Here is a 17,810-nt window from a genome sequence, read left to right as displayed (position 1 = left end):
TCAGGGCCCGAGTCGGGCAAAGAAAAACCCGGCCTCGCGGCCGGGTTTGATAGCGTGTCAGCGAACCTGCGCGCCGCGTCAGCGGCGCGGGCTCAGCTCACTTGGCGGCCGGGACGCCCTTGGCGACGATGCCTTCGAACGGCTTGTAAGCGTCCTTGGCCAGGGCGGTGTAGAGCTCGCCCATCTTCGTCATCTGGGCGACGGCGCCCTCGAAGGCGGTCTTGACGTAGTCGGTCTGGATCTCGATGGCCTTGTCGATGGTCTTGACGGCGGCGAGCTTCTCGAGCGCAGCGGTGCCGGTCTCGAACGACTTCTTGGCGTAGTCGGTCGCCTCGACGGCGATGGTCTGGACGCTCTTGGAGGTCGCGCCGAAAGCCTTCAGGGCCGCATCGACGTTGTCCTTGGAAGCCTTCTGGATGGTTTCGAACTGCTGGATCATGTTTCTTCCCTCGGCACGGATGCCGCCTCTTGCTGACGAGCCTGAAGGCCCGGGTTTGGCGCCCCTGGGTCAGATGAAAAGCGTTCACCACCGGGACGCCACTGATATTGTGCAGCGCAACATGAATGTCAAGGCGATGCTGCAATGCGCCAAACGCATCACGCTGCCGCTACGGCAGACGGCGAGATCGTTCGCTTTTTAACGGCTCCGTAACCGCACCCGCCTAACCTCCAAAACTGTGTCCCATATGCCACGCCGCAAGGCGCGGATCCGGGATCGGGGCGACAGTACGAGTTGAGGCGTGTTCATGGCTTTTGGTTGCGTTGTGTCCAGGCGCGTGCGCTCTCGCGCGCTCGTGGCAATGATCGGCATCGTGGCAGTCGCGGTTGCGGCGGTCGCCTCGCCTGCCGAGGCGGCGCGCAAGAAGAAGCGCCCGGCCGGCGGCGGCTATGCCCCGCCCTATGCAGCGATGGTCGTCGACGCCAGAACGGGCCGGACCTTGCATGCGGTCAACGAGGATGCGCCCCGCATCCCCGCCTCGATCACCAAGGTCATGACGCTCTATGTGCTGTTCGAGCAGATGGAGCGCGGCCGCTTCAACATGAATTCGGAGCTGACGGTTTCGGCCCATGCCGCCCGCCAGGAGCCCTCCAAGATCGGCTTCGCCCCCGGCGAGACCATCACCGTCCGCGACGCCATCCTCGCGCTGATCACCAAATCGGCCAATGACGTGGCCATGACGGTCGCCGAGAATGTCGGCGGCTCGGAGGATGAGTTCGCCCGCATGATGACGGCGCGGGCCCGCTCGCTCGGCATGGGCCGCACGACCTTCTACAACCCCCACGGCCTGCCTCACAGCCCGCCGAACATGACCACGGCGCGCGATCTGACGATCCTCGCCCGCGCCATCCAGGAGCGTTTCCCGCGCTACTACCCGATGTTCTCGACCCGCGTGTTCAACTACGCCGGCGGCGCCTATCGCAACCACAACAAGCTGCTCGGCCGCATCGAAGGCGTGGACGGGATCAAGACCGGCTACACCCGCCTCTCGGGCTTCAACCTGATGACCTCGGCCAAGGCCGACGGCCGCCATGTCGTCTCGGTGGTGCTGGGCGGCCGCTCCGGCGCCTCGCGCGACAAGATCATGGCCGATCTCGTCGTCGCGACGCTGCCCAGGGCCGCGACCAGCGGCCGCGCCTCGACCCTCGTCGCCGAGGCGCCCGAGGCCGAGGAGCGCGCTCCCGAGCGGGCACCCGAGCGCATCCAGGAGCGTCCGCGCCCGGCCGCGCCGGTCGTGGCCGCCGCCGTCGCCGAGCCTGCCCCGCTGCCGGTGCCGCGTCCGCGCGTCGAAACGCAGGCGCCGCTCCCCGCCGCCGCCCGCGCCTACGCTCCGGTGCCGACCACCACCCCGATCGCCCCGCCGCGTCCGGTCAGCGCCGGTGCGCAGCAGCTGCAGCTCTCCGGCATGCGCCCGGTCGCCGCGACAACGACGCCGCCCGCCATGCGCTGGTCGATCGGCGCCCCCGCCGCCGACGGCAAGATCCTGCGGCCGCCGGCGAATGTCGACGTCACCTCCTCGATCGCGAAGGTGGCCGAGCCTGAGGCCGCCCAGCCCGTCAAGGTCGCAGCGGTTCACGTCCCGCCCGCCCCGGACGCTGGCGTGACCACGCTCGCCAAGGTGGCCGAGAAGGCCGCCGAGCCGGCCAGGACCAGCGAGAGCCGCCCCGTCGTCGCCACGGCCGGCAAGTGGATCATTCAGCTCGGCGCCACCGACGACGAGGCCAAGGCCAGGGACATCCTGGCCCGGGCCCGGACCAAGGCGGCGGGCCCCCTCGCCGACGCAACGCCGCTGACGGAAAAGGTCGAAAAGGGCGGCACGACGCTGTTCCGCGCCCGCTTCGCCGGCTTCGACGACTCCAAGGATGCCGAGCGGGCCTGCGCCAGGCTCAAGCGCGACGGCTTCGCCTGCTTCGCCGCCCGCGGCTGACGGACAAGGACAAGGATCGCTGACATGTCGTACCAGACCTCATCCCTGTTTCCCGCCGGCGGCTCACTTCAGAAGGACGTCCTTGGCCTGGTTGACGCGGGCGGCAAGTCCGCTGGTGCCCCCGGCATCCGGGTGGATGCGCTTCATCAGGGCGCGATGGGCCTCGCGGACCGCCTCCTCTCCCGCCCCAGGCTGAAGCCCCAGGATCTCGTAGGCCTCCTGATGCGACATCGCGCCCGAGCCCGTCGCGCGGCCCTGCCCCGCGTCGCGGTGACGATCAGCGTCTTCACGCCAGCCGGGCGACCGGCGGTCGAGATAAGCCTCTAGCAGGCGGGCGCCCTCGGGATCCTGCGCGAGGCATTCGCGCATCAGATCGGCAATCTCCGCCAGCGTCAGATCATCGAGGCTGCGGCCGGCGAAGCGGCCGGCGCTGACCGTCCCGGTCATGCCGCCGCTGTCATGATCGAGTTCCATCGCCAGCAGCTGCGAGGCGACGCGCGAGCGCGCCCCAGGCGTCTCGGTCGAGGACGCCCCCCAGGGAAAGCGGATGCCGCCGGGCCCGGTCGCGCTCCAGCCGAGCAGCCAGGCGCCGATGCCGCCGACGAAGATCGCCATGTCGGCGCGGCCGCGCATCATCAGCAGGGCGGCGACGCCCAGCGACAGCACCCCACCTCCGCCCTTGAGCGCCTTGGCGAGCACCTTCGGATTGGTGCTCGCAAACAGCTTCGACAGCCACCAGATCAGCAGAACGGCGGCGATCCCGTAAAGCAGCGTCACCGCCGACCTCCGTCCATTGATCCCAGCAGCCCGCGCACGGCCGGGCTGCCGGCGGCGAGCTTCAGCATCGCCTCGCGCCCGCCCGCCGCATAGGCGGCGGCGGCGCGCAGCAGATCGAGCAGCGAATCGGGTGCGGCCGCGTCGAAGCGGGCATGGGCGCCGCCGGTCAGCCGGGCCATGGTGGCGAAGGCCGCGCTTGCGGCGGGATCATGCCCCTCCTGGAACAGGAAGCCGCGGATGCCGCGCAGGCCGAGCTCGCCCGCCAGACCGGCGAGCGCATCGACCTCCTCCTCCATCGCATCGCCGACGAAGACGAAGGCACGGATCGGCACGCTGCGCGCCTCGTCGCGGACATGCTTGAGAACACGGGCGATCTGCGTCTGGCCGCCCTGGCAGGCAATGCCCGACATCAGCCCGTTCAGCCGGCGCGGCTCGCCGACCCAGCTCGAGGCGCGGCATTCGGCCAGCCCGCGGAAATAGACGAGCTGCACGGCGAGCCCGCCGCTCGTCGCCGCGACCTCGAACATCCGCGCCTGCAGCGAGCAGGCAAGGTCCCAGCTCGGCTGGCGGCTCATCGTCGCGTCGAGCGCGAAGACGAGGCGGCCCGCCTGCCCGGTCGCCAGCGGCGCGAGCTGCTTCGCCGCCCCCAGGAAGCGGTCGATCTCGCCGGGCGCCGAACGGCCCGCCGCCACGCCCGTGCCGGCCCGCTTGTCCAGTGCCTTGTCGCTCTTGTCCGTCATCGCCTTGATATTGGCGGTTTGCCGGACATTTGCTACCCGTCCCCCGACGCGACATGACCGACTGCACAGCCCATTGACGAAAGAAGCGCCATGACCGGGATCGCGATCTTCGAGACCGTCGCCGCGATGCGGCAGGCCGTCGCGGGCTGGCATGCCGCGGGCGAGAAGGTCGGCCTCGTGCCGACGATGGGCGCGCTCCATGAAGGCCATATCGCGCTCGTCAAGGAAGCGCAGCGGCGCGCACAGCGCGTCATCGTCACGATCTTCGTCAATCCGACGCAGTTCGCACCGCATGAGGACTTCAAGAAGTATCCGCGCACCTTCGACGACGACTGCGCCAAGCTGGTCGCCGCCGGCGCCGATGCGGTGTTCTTCCCGCCCGTCGAGGAGATGTACCCGGCCGGCTTCGCCACCCGCGTGCTGCTGCTGGGGCCGGCCGCGGTCGGGCTCGACGACCGCTTCCGGCCGACCCATTTCGAGGGCGTCGCGACAATCTGCTGCAAGCTGTTCACCCAGTCGCGCGCCGATCTCGCGGTCTTCGGCGAGAAGGACTACCAGCAGCTCAAGGTCGTGACCCGCATGGCGGCCGATCTCGACCTCGGCATCGAGATCGTGCCGCTGCCGACCTTCCGCGAGGCCGACGGCCTCGCCATGTCCTCGCGCAACCGCTACCTCGCGCCGCAGGACCGCGCGCTGGCGCCGCTGCTGCATACAGTGATGCAGGCGCTGGCGGTCCGCATCCGCAACCGCGAGGACCTCTTCCGCGCCGTCGGCGAGGCCCAGGGCGAGATCATTTCGGCGGGATTCGAACTCGATTATCTCGAGGCCCGCCATGCCGTAACGCTGGCCCCGGTGACCTCGCTCGCCGACGGACCGATCCGGATTTTGGTCGCGGCGCGGCTCGGCGCGACGCGGCTGATCGACAACATCGCGGTTTGAAGAAGTCGAGGACGCAGGCCTGAGCCGCCACGCGCTGTTTCCCGTCGATCCCCTTCCCGTTCGGCAGCATGGCCGTTATCTCTGGCGGAGGCTCGGCTGGACGCGGCCTCCCCCTGAAGTGGCTCGGCACGGAGGCGTTGATGCGGATCTGGATGATAGCCCTGGGCGTGTTGCTGGCGGTGGCCACCCCGGCAAGGGCCGAGCAATCCCTGATCGTGCTCGACGCCTCGGGCTCCATGTGGGGCCGGATCGACGGCAAGCCCAAGCTCGAGATCGCCCGCGAGGCGCTGAGAACTGTCCTGGGCGGGATGGTACCGGAGAAAGAGATCGGCCTGCTCGCCTATGGCCATCGCGAAAAGGGCAATTGCGCGGACATCGAACTGGTGGTGGCGCCGGGCCGCAACAAGGCCAATGCGATCAACGAAGCAGCCGGGAAACTGCGCTTCCTCGGCAAGACGCCGCTGACGGAGGCGGTCAGGCAGGCCGCCATCGCGCTGCGCTACACCGAAGAGAAGGCCACCGTCATCCTGATCACCGACGGGATCGAGACCTGCCAGGCTGACCCCTGCGCGCTGGGGGCCGAGCTCGCCAAGGCGGGGGTCGGCTTCACGGCACATGTCGTCGGCTTCGACCTGTCGCGCGAGGACGGCCGCAAGGTCGCCTGCCTGGCCGAGAAGACCGGGGGCCGCTACATCGCGGCCAACAACGCCGCGCAGCTGCAGGATGCGCTCAAGACCACCGTCAGCGGCACGGTCCGCCCCGCGGCGGCACAGGCCGTCAAACGGCCGCCGGCGACGGTCCGGACCGGCGCGAAGCCGAGCATCGGCCAGAGCTTCGCCGCGGACTGGACCGGCCCCGGCGCCGCCGGCGACTATCTCGACATCGTCCCGGCCGGGAGCAAGGGCTTCGACGCGGAGCTGTCTTACGTCTATGTCGAGGGCGGCAAGGGCGCGACACTGCGCGCGCCCGGCCGGCCCGGCAGCTATGAGCTGCGCTATGTCTGGATGGGTCCCGACGGTCGGCATGCGCTGGCGACGACGCGCATCGAGGTGGCCGACGCCCCCCATGCGCTCGAGGCCCCGGCCCGCATCGCGGCCGGCACGAGCTTCGACGTGTCCTGGAAGGGACCCGGCCAACCGGGCGATTATGTCGATCTCGTCCGCCGCGGACATACGGCGCCCGATGGCGAGATTGCCTATGCCTATCTCGACAGCGGCAACCCGGTCCGGCTGAAGGCTCCCGGCGAGGCCGGTCCCTATCAGCTGCGCTACATCCTCGCCGCCCCGGACGGCCGCAAGTCGCTGGTCGCCATCCCGCTGGAGGTCACGCCCTCCGTGGCGACGCTCGCCTTCCCGCCCGATGCGGTGGCCGGCTCCAATATCTCGGTCCACTGGCGCGGTCCCGGCGCGGCGGGAGACTATGTCGATCTGGTGCGACAGGGGCATCGCGACGCCTCAGGCGAGCTCGCCTATGCCTATGTCGAGCAGTCCGAGGACCAGGAAACCGTGGCGCTCCGGGCGCCCGGCGCTCCCGGCGCCTACCGCATCCGCTATGTCCTCGCGGCGGCCGGAGGACACACGATTCTCGCCGAGGTGCCGCTGACCGTCAGGGCCGCCACGGCCAGCCTCGAAGCCCCCGCCAGCGTCCGGCCGGGAGAGGACTTTGCCGTGTCATGGCAAGGCCCCAATGGCGAGGGCGACTATGTCGACCTCGTCCCGGCCGGCTCCCGCGAGACCAGCGGCGAGCTGAGCTATGTCTATACGCAGGCTGCCTCGGATGGCCGGCTCGCAGCGCCCGACCAGCCGGGACGCTACGACATCCGCTACATCCTCAAGGCGGGCGACGGCCTCAGCGTGCTGGCGAGGCGCAGCATCGAGGTCCGCTGAGCGGCCGGAGCCGCCCCCGTCCCGTTCTGCACTGCATCGCGAGCGACAGAGGACGTTTACAGCAGCCCCAGCTCCGCCAGCTCCCGCCGCAGCGCCTCCGGCATCGCGCCGAGATCGCCGCTGCGGCCGTCGATGTCGCGCGGCGCATCCTTGTCGGTGAGGTAGCGCCAGCCCTGGAAAGGCCGGCACGGGCGCGGCTCCAGCGGCACGACGACCGGCTCCAGCACGAGATGGCAGCGGCCGATGCCATCGCCATCGGTGAAGGGGCGCACCGCCAGCAGCCTCTGCCGCGCCGCGATCTGGCCCTTGATCACCCAGTAGAGCGAGCCGCCGTCGAGCAGCTCGTCGAGGCGCTTGGGCACCATGCGCGTCGTGTGGATCTGCTCGGCCGTGCGGCCCAGCCGCCGCTCCAGCGTCAGCCGCTCCTCGATCCAGTCTTCCAGATCGCCGATCGATTCGGCGCCGACGCAGAGCTTGAGAAGGTGGAGAGGCATGGCGCGCAACCTAATGCCGGCAAGGCGACCCGGCCAGCACTCGTCGCGTTTCTCCACAGAGACGGCGTCATGCCAGGGCCGGCATCATTCTCGGGCGCAGCCAAGCGGAGGCCCGAGAATCGCTTGCAGGAGATGCTCGGGTCTGCGCCCGAGCATGACGCTCGGGACTGCGCTATCACTGCGGCAGAATGGGGAGACGAACATGCGCGGACTGACAGGCAAGGCCATTCTCGTCACCGGCTCGTCGAGCGGCATCGGCTATGCGATGGCGCAGCGCCTCGTCGCCGACGGCGCGCGGGTCCTGATTCACGGCCGCGACCAGGCCGAGGTCGACGCCGCCTGCGGCGAACTCGGCTCGGCCGCAATGGGCGCCACCGGAGACCTCGCCGATCCCGCGACGGCGCAGGCCCTTGTCGATGTAACGGTCGAGGCGTTCGGGCGCATCGACGGGCTGGTCAACAATGCCGGCATCTATCCGCGCGGGGCGATCGGCGACAGCATGGCGGAATTCTTCGACCATGTCTTCGCAATCAACACCCGCGCGCCGCTGCTCTGTGCCGAGGCCGCGATCCGGACCTTCCGCCGGCAGGACTCGGGAGGCGCGATCGTCACCGTCGGCTCGATCAACGCCTGGTGCGGCCTGGCGAACCTGACCGTCTACTCCATGTCGAAGGGCGCGCTGATGACGATGACGCGCAACCTCGCCGATGCGCTGGGGCCCGAGCGCATCCGGGTCAACCAGCTCAATGTCGGCTGGACCTTCACGGCCAATGAGGACGCGACCCAGCAGCGCGAGGGCCGCGAGCCCGGCTGGGAAACGCAAGTCCCGCTCCGCCACGCCCCGACCGGCCGCATCATGCAGCCCGCCGAGATCGCCGCGCATACCGCCTTCTGGCTCTCCGACGAGAGCGCGCCGGTCTCAGGCCAGATCTACGAGGTCGAGCAGTTCCCGGTCGTCGGGCGGATGGGGTAGCAGCGCTTCCACCCGTCATTGCGAGCGCAGCGAAGCAATCCGGCCCGCGCGCTGGATGTCTGCTGGATTGCTTCGCTGCGCTCGCAATGACGCGTGGTCCTCGCAAAGCGAGCAAGCAAACGCCCGCAAGTGACGCCCGCGATTCGCCTATTCTCCCAGTACCACGACCTTCGCGCCTTCCGCCACCTGCGCGCCCGGCGCGGCCCCGATCTCGCTGACCGTGCCGTCGCGCGGGGCGGTCAGGACATGCTCCATCTTCATCGCTTCGACGATGGCGAGCCGCTGGCCCTTCACGACCGCATCGCCGGCGGCGACGAAGAGCGCGATCAGCTTGCCATGCATCGGCGCCTTGATGACGCCGCCTGAACCCGCGGCCGCGTCGAGATCGACGCTGAACGGGTCGAACAGCGCAACGGATGTCTGCCGGCCGCGATGCAGCGCCAGCCAGGTGCCGTGCTCGCCCTCGGCGAGAGAGATCTCATGCTCGCCCTCGTCGATCTCGTGGCCGGGCAGGCTGACGCGGGCGCCAGCCTCGTGCCACTCGATCCGCGCCTCGACCCGCTCGCCATCGACCAGCAGCGGCAACCCGAGCGCCGGGCGCGGCATCAGCGAGAAGGCATCCGCCACGAGCCAGGGCGAGCGCGCTTCGCCATCGACGCGCTCGGCCGCCTGCAGCACGCAAGCGAGCTCGCGCTCCTCCTCGAGTTGGAGCGCCGCCGCCGCCACCGCCGCCGCGTCGAGCGGCTGGGGCTGCGCCCCGAGCGCGGCGCTGTTGCGCTCGATGAAGCCGGTGTCGAAAGGCCCCTCGCGAAAGCCCTTCGCCTCCGTCAGCTTCTTCAGGAAGGCGAGATTGGTCCGCGGCCCGGCGACGACCGTCTCGCCCAGCGCCGCGCCCAGCCGGTCCAGCGCTTCGTCGCGCGTCGCGCCATGGGCGATGATCTTGGCGATCATCGGATCGTAGAATGGGGTGACCGTGTCACCGGCCTCGACGCCGGTGTCGATGCGGATGCCCTCGGCGACCGGGAACTGCAGCGCCCAGAGCTTGCCGGTCGAGGGCAGGAAGCCCTTCTCGGGATCCTCCGCATAAAGCCGCGCCTCGACGGCATGGCCGGTCGCGGTGACCTCGGCCTGGGAGAAGTCGAGCGGCTCGCCGGCGGCGACCTTCAGTTGCAGCTCGACGAGATCGAGCCCGGTGATCGCCTCGGTGACCGGATGCTCCACCTGAAGCCGGGTGTTCATCTCCATGAAGTAGAAGCGGTCGGCGCGCAGGCCGTCGCGCCCGTCGGCGATGAACTCGACCGTACCGGCCCCGACATAGCCGACGGCCTTCGCCGCTTCGGTGGCGGCCTTGCCCATGGCGGCGCGGACGTCGGCGGTCATGCCCGGCGCCGGCGCCTCCTCGATGACCTTCTGGTGGCGGCGCTGCAGCGAGCAGTCGCGCTCGAACAGATGGACGACGTTGCCATGGCTGTCGCCGAAGACCTGGATTTCGACATGGCGCGGCGAGAGCACATATTTCTCGACCAGCACGCGCCCATCGCCGAAGGCGCTCTGCCCCTCGCGCTGGGCGCTGGTCAGCGCATCCGCGAAATCTTCCGCGCGGTCGACCTTCTTCATGCCCTTGCCGCCGCCGCCCGCCACCGCCTTGATCAGTACGGGATAACCGATCCGCTGCGCCTCCCTGGCCAGGAAATCGACGCCCTGCTCGGCCCCGTGATAACCCGGCACCACCGGCACATTGGCCTTTTCGACCAGCGCCTTGGCGGCGTCCTTCAGCCCCATCGCGCGGATGGCGGAGGCCGGGGGCCCGACGAAGACGATGCCCGCCTGCGCGCAGGCCTCGGCGAAATCGGCGTTCTCGGAGAGGAAGCCATAGCCGGGATGGATGCAGGCGGCGCCGGATTCCTTCGCCACCGCCAGGATCTTGGCCGCGTCGAGATAGCTCTCGCGGGCCGGCGCCGGGCCGATCCGGTAGGCCTCGTCGGCCATCTGCACGAACAGCGCCTCCGCATCGGCGTCGGAGTAAACCGCAATGGTGCGCAGGCTCAGGCGCCTGGCTGTGCGGATGACCCGGCAGGCGATCTCGCCGCGATTGGCGATCAGGATGGAAGGCAGTTTCTCGGCGATCGACATGGCGGCTTTCCCGGGAAGGCAGGCCGCCTTTATAGCCCGGCTGCCGGGGCTGTCGCCGCCTTGTTCTGCAAAGGCACCTCGGCAGGCTTCGCGCGCAGCGAACGCCAGATCGCCCAGCTCGCCTGGAAGCACAGCCCCGCGACGAAGAGATCAAAGAGATATTCCGGCCAGCGCACCGGGGCGACACGGGCCGCGAGCCCCAGCAAGGCGAAGCCCGTGGTCGAGATCACGTCGTTGCGCGACGACAGCCAGGTCGCCTTGATGACGGGATTGTCCTCGCCCCGGAAGCGCCAGAGCACGGCGACGATCAGGACCGCGATGACCACCGCGCTGCCGGCCGAGAAGCCCAGCGCCCAGACCTCGATCGGTCGCGGCGTGACGATCTTGGCGGCAAGGTCGTAAAGCGTGTGCAGGCCGGCCATCGCCATCACCGCGCCGATGGCGATGGCCGCCAGCCGCTCGGCCCGGGCATCGCGGCCGAAGACGACCGCCGCCACGCCATAGAGCGCGACATCGTAGACCCAGTCGACGCCGTCCTTGAACAGCTGGGCATTGCCGACCGCCAGCGCCCAGGCGACGACGCCGCTGGCGAAGACGAGGATGCCGAGCGCGATGCCCCAGATGGTCAGGGTGTAGGCGCGGGCGGTTTTGGCCTCGACCGGAAGATGCTCACTCATGCGTCAAAAACCACCGCGTCATCCTGGACAAGCCGCGGCACGCGGCGCAGCTTCGGGATCCATCATAGAGCGCTGAGCCCTACGAAGGATCCCGGGACTTCGCTGCGCGAAGCCCAGGATGACGATGCGGATTCGGCAACCGGGTGCAAACGGCCTGCCCTCTCACCCGCGCCCGACAAACGGCGCGGTCGTCGCCATCACCGTGACGAAGAGCACATTCGCCTCCGGCGGCAGGCTCGCCATGTGCAGCACGGTCGTCGCGACATTGTCGACGTCCATGACGGCCTCGACCTTGATCGAGCCATCCGCCTGCGGCACGCCGGTGGTCATCTTGCGGGCCATCTCGGTCAGCGCGTTGCCGATGTCGACCTGGCCGACGGCGATGCCGTATTTGCGCCCGTCGAGCGAGGCGGTCTTGGTCAGGCCGGTGATGGCGTGCTTGGTCGCCGTGTAGGCGACCGAGTTCGGCCGCGGCGCATGGGCCGAGATCGAGCCGTTGTTGATGATGCGCCCGCCCTGGGGAACCTGGTCGCGCATCGCCTTGAACGCCTCCTGCGTGCACAGGAACGGGCCGGTCAGATTGGTGTCGACCACCTTCTGCCAGTCCTCCAGCGAGAGGTCTTCCAGCATGATGCCGCCGGGCGCGTTGACGCCGGCATTGTTGAACAGCACGTCGACGCGGCCGAAGGCGGCCTTCGTCCTGGCGAACAGCGCCTCCACCGAGACCTTGTCGGTGACGTCGGTCGGCACCGCCAGGGCCCGCCCCGGCGCGACGCCCGACAGCGCGATCGTCTCCTCCAGCGCATCGCTGCGGCGGCCCGCCAGCACGGTGCGGTAGCCGTCCTTCAGGAAGGCGAGCGCCACCGCCCGGCCGACGCCCGAGCCGGCTCCGGTGATGATGGCGACCTTGTCATGCGCGGCGGTGCTGTCGGAAGGCATGGCGTATCCTCTGGTTTCTTGGTTGTTCAACCGTTTCAGTCCGGTGCGCGCGAGCATAGCAGCGCGCTGCGCCGACGGAACAGGCTTTCGCGACGGCTGGATGCGCGCGGGTGGTCTGGCGCGGGCGGCGCCCTGCGGCAGCCGTCCTAAACCGCCGCCTTGGCGGGGCCGAGCCAGGGACAGCTGACGGCGGTCTGCGGCGTTGCGACGGGCCGCCCGACCAGAAAGCCCTGGAAGCAATCGATGCCCAGAGAGAGCAGCGCGGTCGCCTGTTCGAGGGTCTCGACCCCCTCGGCAACGATTTCGAGATCGAAGCGCCGCGCGATCAGGGCCGCGCCCTCGATCACCGACCGGGATTTCCCGTCGATGTCGGCGATGAAGGACTTGTCGATCTTGATCTGACGCATCGGGAAGTCGCGCAGCCGCGCCAGCGACGAGTAGCCGGTGCCGAAATCATCGACCGCCAGGCGAATGCCGAACCCGTCGAGCTGGCGCAGGACCTGCAGCATCTGGGCGTCGCTGGCCGGCAGGAAGACCGATTCGGTGACCTCGATATGCAGCCATTTGGCGGCGAGCCCATGACGCTCCAGCGCCGCGCGCACGATCCCCACGGCGTCGGGCTGCGCCAGTTGCCGGACCGAGCAGTTCACCGCCACGGCCGCCCGCAGGCCTGATTTGTGCCAGTTGGCCGCGGCCCGGCAGGCCCGATCGAGCACCCAGGCGCCGAGCACCGCGATATGGTTGCTCTCCTCGGCGATGGCGATGAACTCGTCGGGGGCGAGCACGCCCAGCGTCGGGTGGTCCCAGCGCAGCAGGGCCTCGAACGCCGTCAGATCACCCGACGCGGCATTCACGATCGGCTGGAACGCCAGCCAGAACTGCTCCTGCTCGACCCCGGCCACGATATCGTCGGCGATCTGCTCGCGCCGCTGCAGGGCCGCCGCGAGCGAGGGATCGTAGAGGCACGGCGCACCGGACTGCCGCCGCTTCGCCTCGTTGGCGGCGAGGTCGGCAGCCCAGATCAGCTCGTCGAGGCCCGGCCCGTCCTCCGGACAGCGCGCCACGCCGATGCTGGCGCTGATGTCGAGCGTCTGGCCGTAGAACAGGAAGGGCGCGTCGAACAGCGTCTCCAGTTCGCGAGCGACCGGGCAGACCGGGCCCGCGACCGGGACCACGACGACGAGCTCGTCGCCACCCCAGCGCGCGATCATCGCCTCGTTGTCGAGCGCCGCCAGAAGCCGCCGCGCGACCTCGCGCAGCACATAATCGCCGGCCTCGTGGCCGAGCGTGTCGTTGATCCGCTTGAAGCGATTCAGATCGAGGAAATAGACCAGCCCGTGCAGGCTGCCGGCCGCGCCCTGGACGAAGCGGTCGGTCAGGCCACGCCGGTTGAGCAGACCGGTCAGGAGATCATGCGTGGCCTGATGCTCGAGGGTTTCGGTGCGCTCTCTGACCTTGTTTTCCAGCGTCTGATTGGCGTCCAGAACCTCCGCCATCAACTCGCCATTGCGCTGCCCGAGCTCGACCGATTGGATCAGCAGGATCCGGTTGGCGCGGTGGCCGACCATCATCACGCCGGCGAAGATCAGCGCGAGCACCCCGATCACGGGCTCCGCGTTCGGCAGAAAGAGCAGTCGGATCGCGCCGGGTACCATCACCAGCGCGATGTAGAACGGCCCGACCCGCGGAAACGGCGCCAGGACGCCGGTGGCGCCGGCCGCCATGCCCGCCAGGATGATGCTGGTGCTGTACCGCAGCAGAGGATCGGCGTCGGCGAGCAGGATCCAGGCCAGGACGCACCAGCATGCGCCGCCCACGAGCATGCCCTGCCCGGCGATCCGAATCTGTCGCGCGGCCTCGGCTTCGGCCAAGGCAGGGTCGCCGGCCGGCAGGGGCGTTCGGCCCATCGCGTCATGGATCACGAACCGCACGACCGAGACGAGCGTGACGGCTCCCAGCCACCACCACACCCAGGTCACGCCCGACGAGAACGCGAGAAGGGCCACCGCCACCGAGGCCGCGAAATTCACGAACAGAGACGGCAGGTAATTGCGTCGAACGATCGGGAGCAGCGCCGCAGCGACCTGACTCGACTGACGCAGAGGCGCGTGGGGATGCGATATCAACCGGAACGTCCAGTTCGAGAGGCCCATTCTTGACGCGTCAACAATACAGGCCAATCCGTAGCCAAACGTAAAGACCCATCCCTGGAATTCGACGATCAGGCCCGCAGGAATGTCATGCGGTGTCTTGGCGGGGGACGGCGGCGGGGGGACGACGGCCATTCGAGACCGGACGCGACAGGGCGGCTGGCATTTCCCCACCCCTCACTTATGGTTGCGACAACGGGGGAATCGCATGGCCGGCCTGACATTGGAGAGCATCGTCTCCGCCTTCGGGCAGTCGGCGAAGGCCAAGCTGTCGAACCCCGCCATCACCGGCTCGCCCGAGGACCAATTGCGCGGCCCGCTGGAGGCGCTGGTCGCGGGGCTCGCCGCCCTGACCGGCCTGCCGCCGCAGGCTGTCCATCTCGTCGGCGAAACCCATATGGCCGATATCCGCACGCGGCCGGACTATGCCGTGACGCGGTCGGGCGCGCTGATCGGCTTCATCGAGCTCAAGGCGCCCGGCAAGGGCTGCGACCCCCGCCGCTTCACCGATCCGCACGACAAGGACCAATGGAACCGGCTGAAATCGCTGCCGAACCTGCTCTACACCGACGGCAACGGCTTCAGCCTCTGGCGTGACGGCGTCCTGGAGGGCGCCATCGTCCGGCTCGACGGCGACATCGAGAACGCCGGCGCCAGGCTCGCGGCGCCCGATACGCTGGTCGCGCTGCTCTCGGATTTCCTTGCCTGGGAGCCGATCCCGCCGAAATCGGCCCGCCGCCTCGCCGAGGTCAGCGCCAGGCTCTGCCGCCTGCTGCGCGACGAGGTCACCGAACAGCTCGCCCGCGAGAGCCCGGGCCTCACCGGCCTCGCCGAGGACTGGCGCAAGCTGCTGTTCCCGCAGGCCGACAACAAGCAGTTCGCCGATGGCTATGCCCAGGCCGTCACCTTCGGCCTGCTGATCGCCCGCACCCGCGACATTCCCTTGAAGGACGGCGTCGATCGCGCCGCCAACGAACTGCGCAAGACCAGCTCGCTGATCGGCACGGCGCTCGGCCTGCTCACCGACAGCGCCGACAACAAGGAGGCGCTGAAGACCTCGCTGGGCACCATGGCGCGCGTCTTCGACACGGTGAACTGGCACGATGTCAGCAAGGACGATCCCGAGGCCTGGCTCTATTTCTACGAGCACTTCCTCGAGATCTACGACAACACGCTGCGCAAGAGCACCGGCTCCTACTACACCCCGCCCGAGGTGGTGAATGCGATGGCCCGGCTCGTAGACGAGGTCCTGCGCGGCCCGCTCTTCGAGCGCCCGCTCGGCCTCGCCGCGACGGATGTGACGGTGGCCGATCCGGCGGTAGGCAGCGGCTGCGGCTGCTGGCCGAATTCCAGGCGCTGATGGGCTCAGGGAGCACGCCGCCTGTCTTGAAGCTCTTCATCACAGACACGCTCGGCAACCCCTTCGTCGAGGAGGACTGGCTGCCGCAGGTGATGCAGCCCGTGGCAAAATCGCGCCGCGACGCCAATGCGATCAAGAAGGGCCAGCCTATCACCGTCGTCATCGGCAACCCGCCCTACAAGGAAAAGGCGAAGGGGCGCGGCGGATGGATCGAGCAGGGCAGCGCAGGCTTCCAGCCGCCCATGGCGCGCTGGGAGGCGCCGCCGTCCTGGGGCGTCGGCGCCCACGGCAAGCATCTCAAGAACCTCTACGTCTATTTCTGGCGCTGGGCGACCTGGAAGGTCTTCGGCTCCGGCCAGCATGCCGCCACCGGCCTCCCCGACACTGACGAGGAAGGCATCATCTGCTACATCACGGTGGCGGGCTTCCTCAACGGGCCGGGCTTCCAGAAGATGCGCGCCGATCTGCGCGAAAGCTGCTCCGACATCTGGGTGATCGACTGTTCGCCGGAGGGGCACCAGCCCGAGGTCGCGACCCGCATCTTTCAGGGCGTGCAGCAGCCGGTCTGCATCGTCATCGCCGCGCGCCAGCGCGGCAACGACGACAAACGCCCGGCGCGGCTGCGCTACCGCGCTTTGCCCGAAGGCCGGCGCGAGCAGAAATTCGAAGCGCTGGCCGCGCTCTCGCTCGACGATGCCGGCTGGGTCGAGGGCGCCGATGGCTGGCGCGACTCGTTCTTGCCCGAGGCGACGGGCGCCTGGGCGGAGTTTCACGAGCTAAAGTCGATTTTTGTTTACAACGGCTCCGGCGTCCAACCTGGACGCACGTGGCCTATAGCACCCGATAAGACAACTCTCGAGCAACGGTGGCAGCGCCTAATTCGGGAACCAAATGACGTTGAAAAAGAACGTCTGTTTCATCCTCATCTGCGTGCCGGCCTACCTGGCGATCGGCATATTCGCAAACAGCTAGCAGCCGGATTACAAAATCAGGCGCAATCACTCACGCCGATCATAAATGAAAAGAACGATATCGTGCCGCCAATACGGTACTCGTTTAGAACGTTTGATCGTCAGTGGATTGTCCCGGATGCCCGACTGATCAGTCAACCAAATCCCGGCATGTGGGCCGCCCACTCTTCATCTCAGATTTATCTGACTGCTTTGGAACGGGCGTCACCATCCAGCGGACCTGCCCTGTCGATCGCGGGGAACATCCCAGACTACGATCACTACAAGGGCTCCTTCGGCGGTCGCGTTTACCCCCTTTGGCGCGACGCCGCCGCGACGCAGTCCAATATCCGCCCTACCGTCCTTGCCGCGCTGTCGGAAACCTATGGCATCGAGGTCGTGCCCGAGGATGTCCTGGCCTCTATCGCGGCGCTGCTCGCCCACCCTGCCTACACCGCCCGCTTCCAGCGCGATCTCGTCCAGCCCGGCCTGCGCCTGCCGCTGACGGCGGATGCCACGCTGTTTGCTGAGGCCGCGGCGCTCGGCCGCGAGGTGATCTGGCTCCACGCCTATGGCGAGCGCTTCGCAGATCCCGCCGCCGGCCGCCCAAAGACGCCGCCGCGTCTGCCCCCCGAGCAGGCGCCGCGCATTCCTGCCGGCGGCGCGATCCCGATGGCGCCCGCGCCCTTGCCGGAGGAGATGGCCTACGACCCCGCCACGCGGCGGCTGACGATCGGCGACGGCTTCGTAGACAACGTCATGCCGGAAATCTTCGCCTATGAGGTCTCGGGCAAGCCGGTGCTGCGGCAATGGTTCAGCTATCGCCGCCGCGACCGCACCCGCCCCGTCATCGGCGACCGGCGCCCGCCCTCCCCACTGGACGCGATCCAGCCAGAGAGCTGGCTGCCCGAATACACCACCGACCTGATGAACATGCTGCATGTGCTCGGCCGGCTCGTGCTGCTGGAGGACAGGCAGGCCGCGCTGCTGCAAAAGGTTCTGGACGGCATGCTGATCCCGGTTGAACGGCTCGGCGGCAGCGCCGATGATGGCGACGATTCCTCGCCCGCCTGATTTAAAAGCGCATGAGCAAAGCCCAGTTCGATCTCTTCGCCCGCCAGGGCGACCTGCTGCCTACGGAGCCGGCCTCCTACCGCCCGGACCCCGCGAAGGTGCGAATCAAGCTGTTGCGCCTGCTCGACCAGGCGCGCGCCGCCGACACCCTGCCCTGGGACCGCAAGACCACGCGCTACTGGCAGACGGTGTTTCCGCAGATGGCGAACTGGCTCCCCGAGGACGAGGCCAACCAGCTCCGCCTTGACTTCCGGCACGAATTGGAGCGGCTCGACCGCGCCGCCTGAGGCAG

Annotated in this window: 15 protein-coding genes; 7 read left to right on the top strand and 8 right to left on the bottom strand. The window is 68.8% G+C overall.

Going from position 1 to position 17,810, the window contains the following annotated elements:
- Nucleotides 1-97: 97 nt before the first annotated feature.
- Nucleotides 98-439 carry a phasin family protein gene (locus Q8S38_RS06680; protein WP_305679642.1) on the bottom strand — a complete coding sequence of 114 codons (342 nt, stop codon included), beginning with the start codon at nucleotides 437-439 and terminating at the stop codon, nucleotides 98-100.
- A 373-nt stretch (nucleotides 440-812) separates the two neighbouring features.
- Here Q8S38_RS06680 and Q8S38_RS06675 point away from each other — a divergent pair, with 373 nt between their 5' ends.
- Nucleotides 813-2,426, top strand: coding sequence for an SPOR domain-containing protein (locus Q8S38_RS06675; protein WP_371125844.1), 1,614 nt, complete (start codon nucleotides 813-815; stop codon nucleotides 2,424-2,426).
- A 63-nt stretch (nucleotides 2,427-2,489) separates the two neighbouring features.
- On the opposite strand, the gene Q8S38_RS06670 is transcribed toward Q8S38_RS06675, so the two are convergent.
- Together Q8S38_RS06670 and Q8S38_RS06665 are read right to left on the bottom strand one after the other, a co-directional pair.
- Nucleotides 2,490-3,203 carry a DnaJ domain-containing protein gene (locus Q8S38_RS06670; RefSeq protein WP_305679640.1) on the bottom strand — a complete coding sequence of 238 codons (714 nt, stop codon included), beginning with the start codon at nucleotides 3,201-3,203 and terminating at the stop codon, nucleotides 2,490-2,492.
- Entirely contained in the window at nucleotides 3,200-3,943 is a 744-nt protein-coding gene (locus Q8S38_RS06665; RefSeq protein WP_305679639.1) for a VWA domain-containing protein, read from the bottom strand. The genes Q8S38_RS06670 and Q8S38_RS06665 overlap by 4 nt, the downstream gene beginning before the upstream one ends.
- Before the next feature lie 90 nt (nucleotides 3,944-4,033).
- Between Q8S38_RS06665 and panC the strand changes: the two genes are divergently transcribed.
- Nucleotides 4,034-4,882, top strand: a complete 849-nt coding sequence (panC, locus tag Q8S38_RS06660; protein ID WP_305679638.1) for a pantoate--beta-alanine ligase — start codon at nucleotides 4,034-4,036, stop codon at nucleotides 4,880-4,882.
- 140 nt (nucleotides 4,883-5,022) lie between these two features.
- On the top strand, nucleotides 5,023-6,768 hold the full coding sequence (locus tag Q8S38_RS06655; protein ID WP_305679637.1) for a VWA domain-containing protein: 1,746 nt from the start codon (nucleotides 5,023-5,025) through the stop codon (nucleotides 6,766-6,768).
- 56 nt (nucleotides 6,769-6,824) lie between these two features.
- On the opposite strand, the gene Q8S38_RS06650 is transcribed toward Q8S38_RS06655, so the two are convergent.
- A complete protein-coding gene (locus Q8S38_RS06650; RefSeq protein ID WP_305679636.1) occupies nucleotides 6,825-7,262 on the bottom strand; it encodes a DUF1489 family protein in 438 nt (145 codons plus the stop codon).
- A 202-nt stretch (nucleotides 7,263-7,464) separates the two neighbouring features.
- Between Q8S38_RS06650 and Q8S38_RS06645 the strand changes: the two genes are divergently transcribed.
- A complete protein-coding gene (locus Q8S38_RS06645) occupies nucleotides 7,465-8,235 on the top strand; it encodes an SDR family NAD(P)-dependent oxidoreductase (RefSeq protein ID WP_305679635.1) in 771 nt (256 codons plus the stop codon).
- A gap of 147 nt (nucleotides 8,236-8,382) precedes the next feature.
- Here Q8S38_RS06645 and Q8S38_RS06640 read toward each other — a convergent pair whose 3' ends face one another.
- The 4 genes from Q8S38_RS06640 to Q8S38_RS06625 all read right to left on the bottom strand — a co-directional run bounded on the left by Q8S38_RS06640 (nucleotide 8,383) and on the right by Q8S38_RS06625 (nucleotide 14,014).
- Complete coding sequence (locus Q8S38_RS06640) at nucleotides 8,383-10,368, bottom strand: acetyl/propionyl/methylcrotonyl-CoA carboxylase subunit alpha (protein WP_305679634.1); 1,986 nt, start codon at nucleotides 10,366-10,368, stop codon at nucleotides 8,383-8,385.
- 29 nt (nucleotides 10,369-10,397) lie between these two features.
- On the bottom strand, nucleotides 10,398-11,045 hold the full coding sequence (locus tag Q8S38_RS06635; protein ID WP_305679633.1) for a cation efflux transmembrane domain-containing protein: 648 nt from the start codon (nucleotides 11,043-11,045) through the stop codon (nucleotides 10,398-10,400).
- Nucleotides 11,046-11,207: 162 nt separating this feature from the next.
- A complete protein-coding gene (locus tag Q8S38_RS06630; protein ID WP_305679632.1) occupies nucleotides 11,208-11,984 on the bottom strand; it encodes an SDR family oxidoreductase in 777 nt (258 codons plus the stop codon).
- 146 nt (nucleotides 11,985-12,130) lie between these two features.
- Entirely contained in the window at nucleotides 12,131-14,014 is a 1,884-nt protein-coding gene (locus tag Q8S38_RS06625; protein WP_305679631.1) for a putative bifunctional diguanylate cyclase/phosphodiesterase, read from the bottom strand.
- A gap of 328 nt (nucleotides 14,015-14,342) precedes the next feature.
- Here Q8S38_RS06625 and Q8S38_RS06620 point away from each other — a divergent pair, with 328 nt between their 5' ends.
- Genes Q8S38_RS06620 through Q8S38_RS06610 form a run of 3 tightly spaced genes read left to right on the top strand, consistent with a single transcriptional unit; the run spans nucleotide 14,343 to nucleotide 17,805 of the window.
- Complete coding sequence (locus Q8S38_RS06620; protein WP_305679630.1) at nucleotides 14,343-15,494, top strand: N-6 DNA methylase; 1,152 nt, start codon at nucleotides 14,343-14,345, stop codon at nucleotides 15,492-15,494.
- A gap of 26 nt (nucleotides 15,495-15,520) precedes the next feature.
- Nucleotides 15,521-17,518, top strand: coding sequence for a type ISP restriction/modification enzyme (locus tag Q8S38_RS06615; protein WP_305679629.1), 1,998 nt, complete (start codon nucleotides 15,521-15,523; stop codon nucleotides 17,516-17,518).
- A gap of 11 nt (nucleotides 17,519-17,529) precedes the next feature.
- Nucleotides 17,530-17,805 (top strand): hypothetical protein, encoded by a 276-nt coding sequence (locus Q8S38_RS06610; RefSeq protein WP_305679628.1) that lies wholly within the window; start codon nucleotides 17,530-17,532, stop codon nucleotides 17,803-17,805.
- The last annotated feature ends 5 nt before the right edge of the window (nucleotides 17,806-17,810 follow it).

It is taken from the genome of Allobosea sp., from assembly GCF_030695125.1.
Classification (GTDB): Bacteria; Pseudomonadota; Alphaproteobacteria; order Rhizobiales; family Beijerinckiaceae; genus Allobosea.
This window is presented reverse-complemented; position numbering and strand designations above follow the sequence as displayed.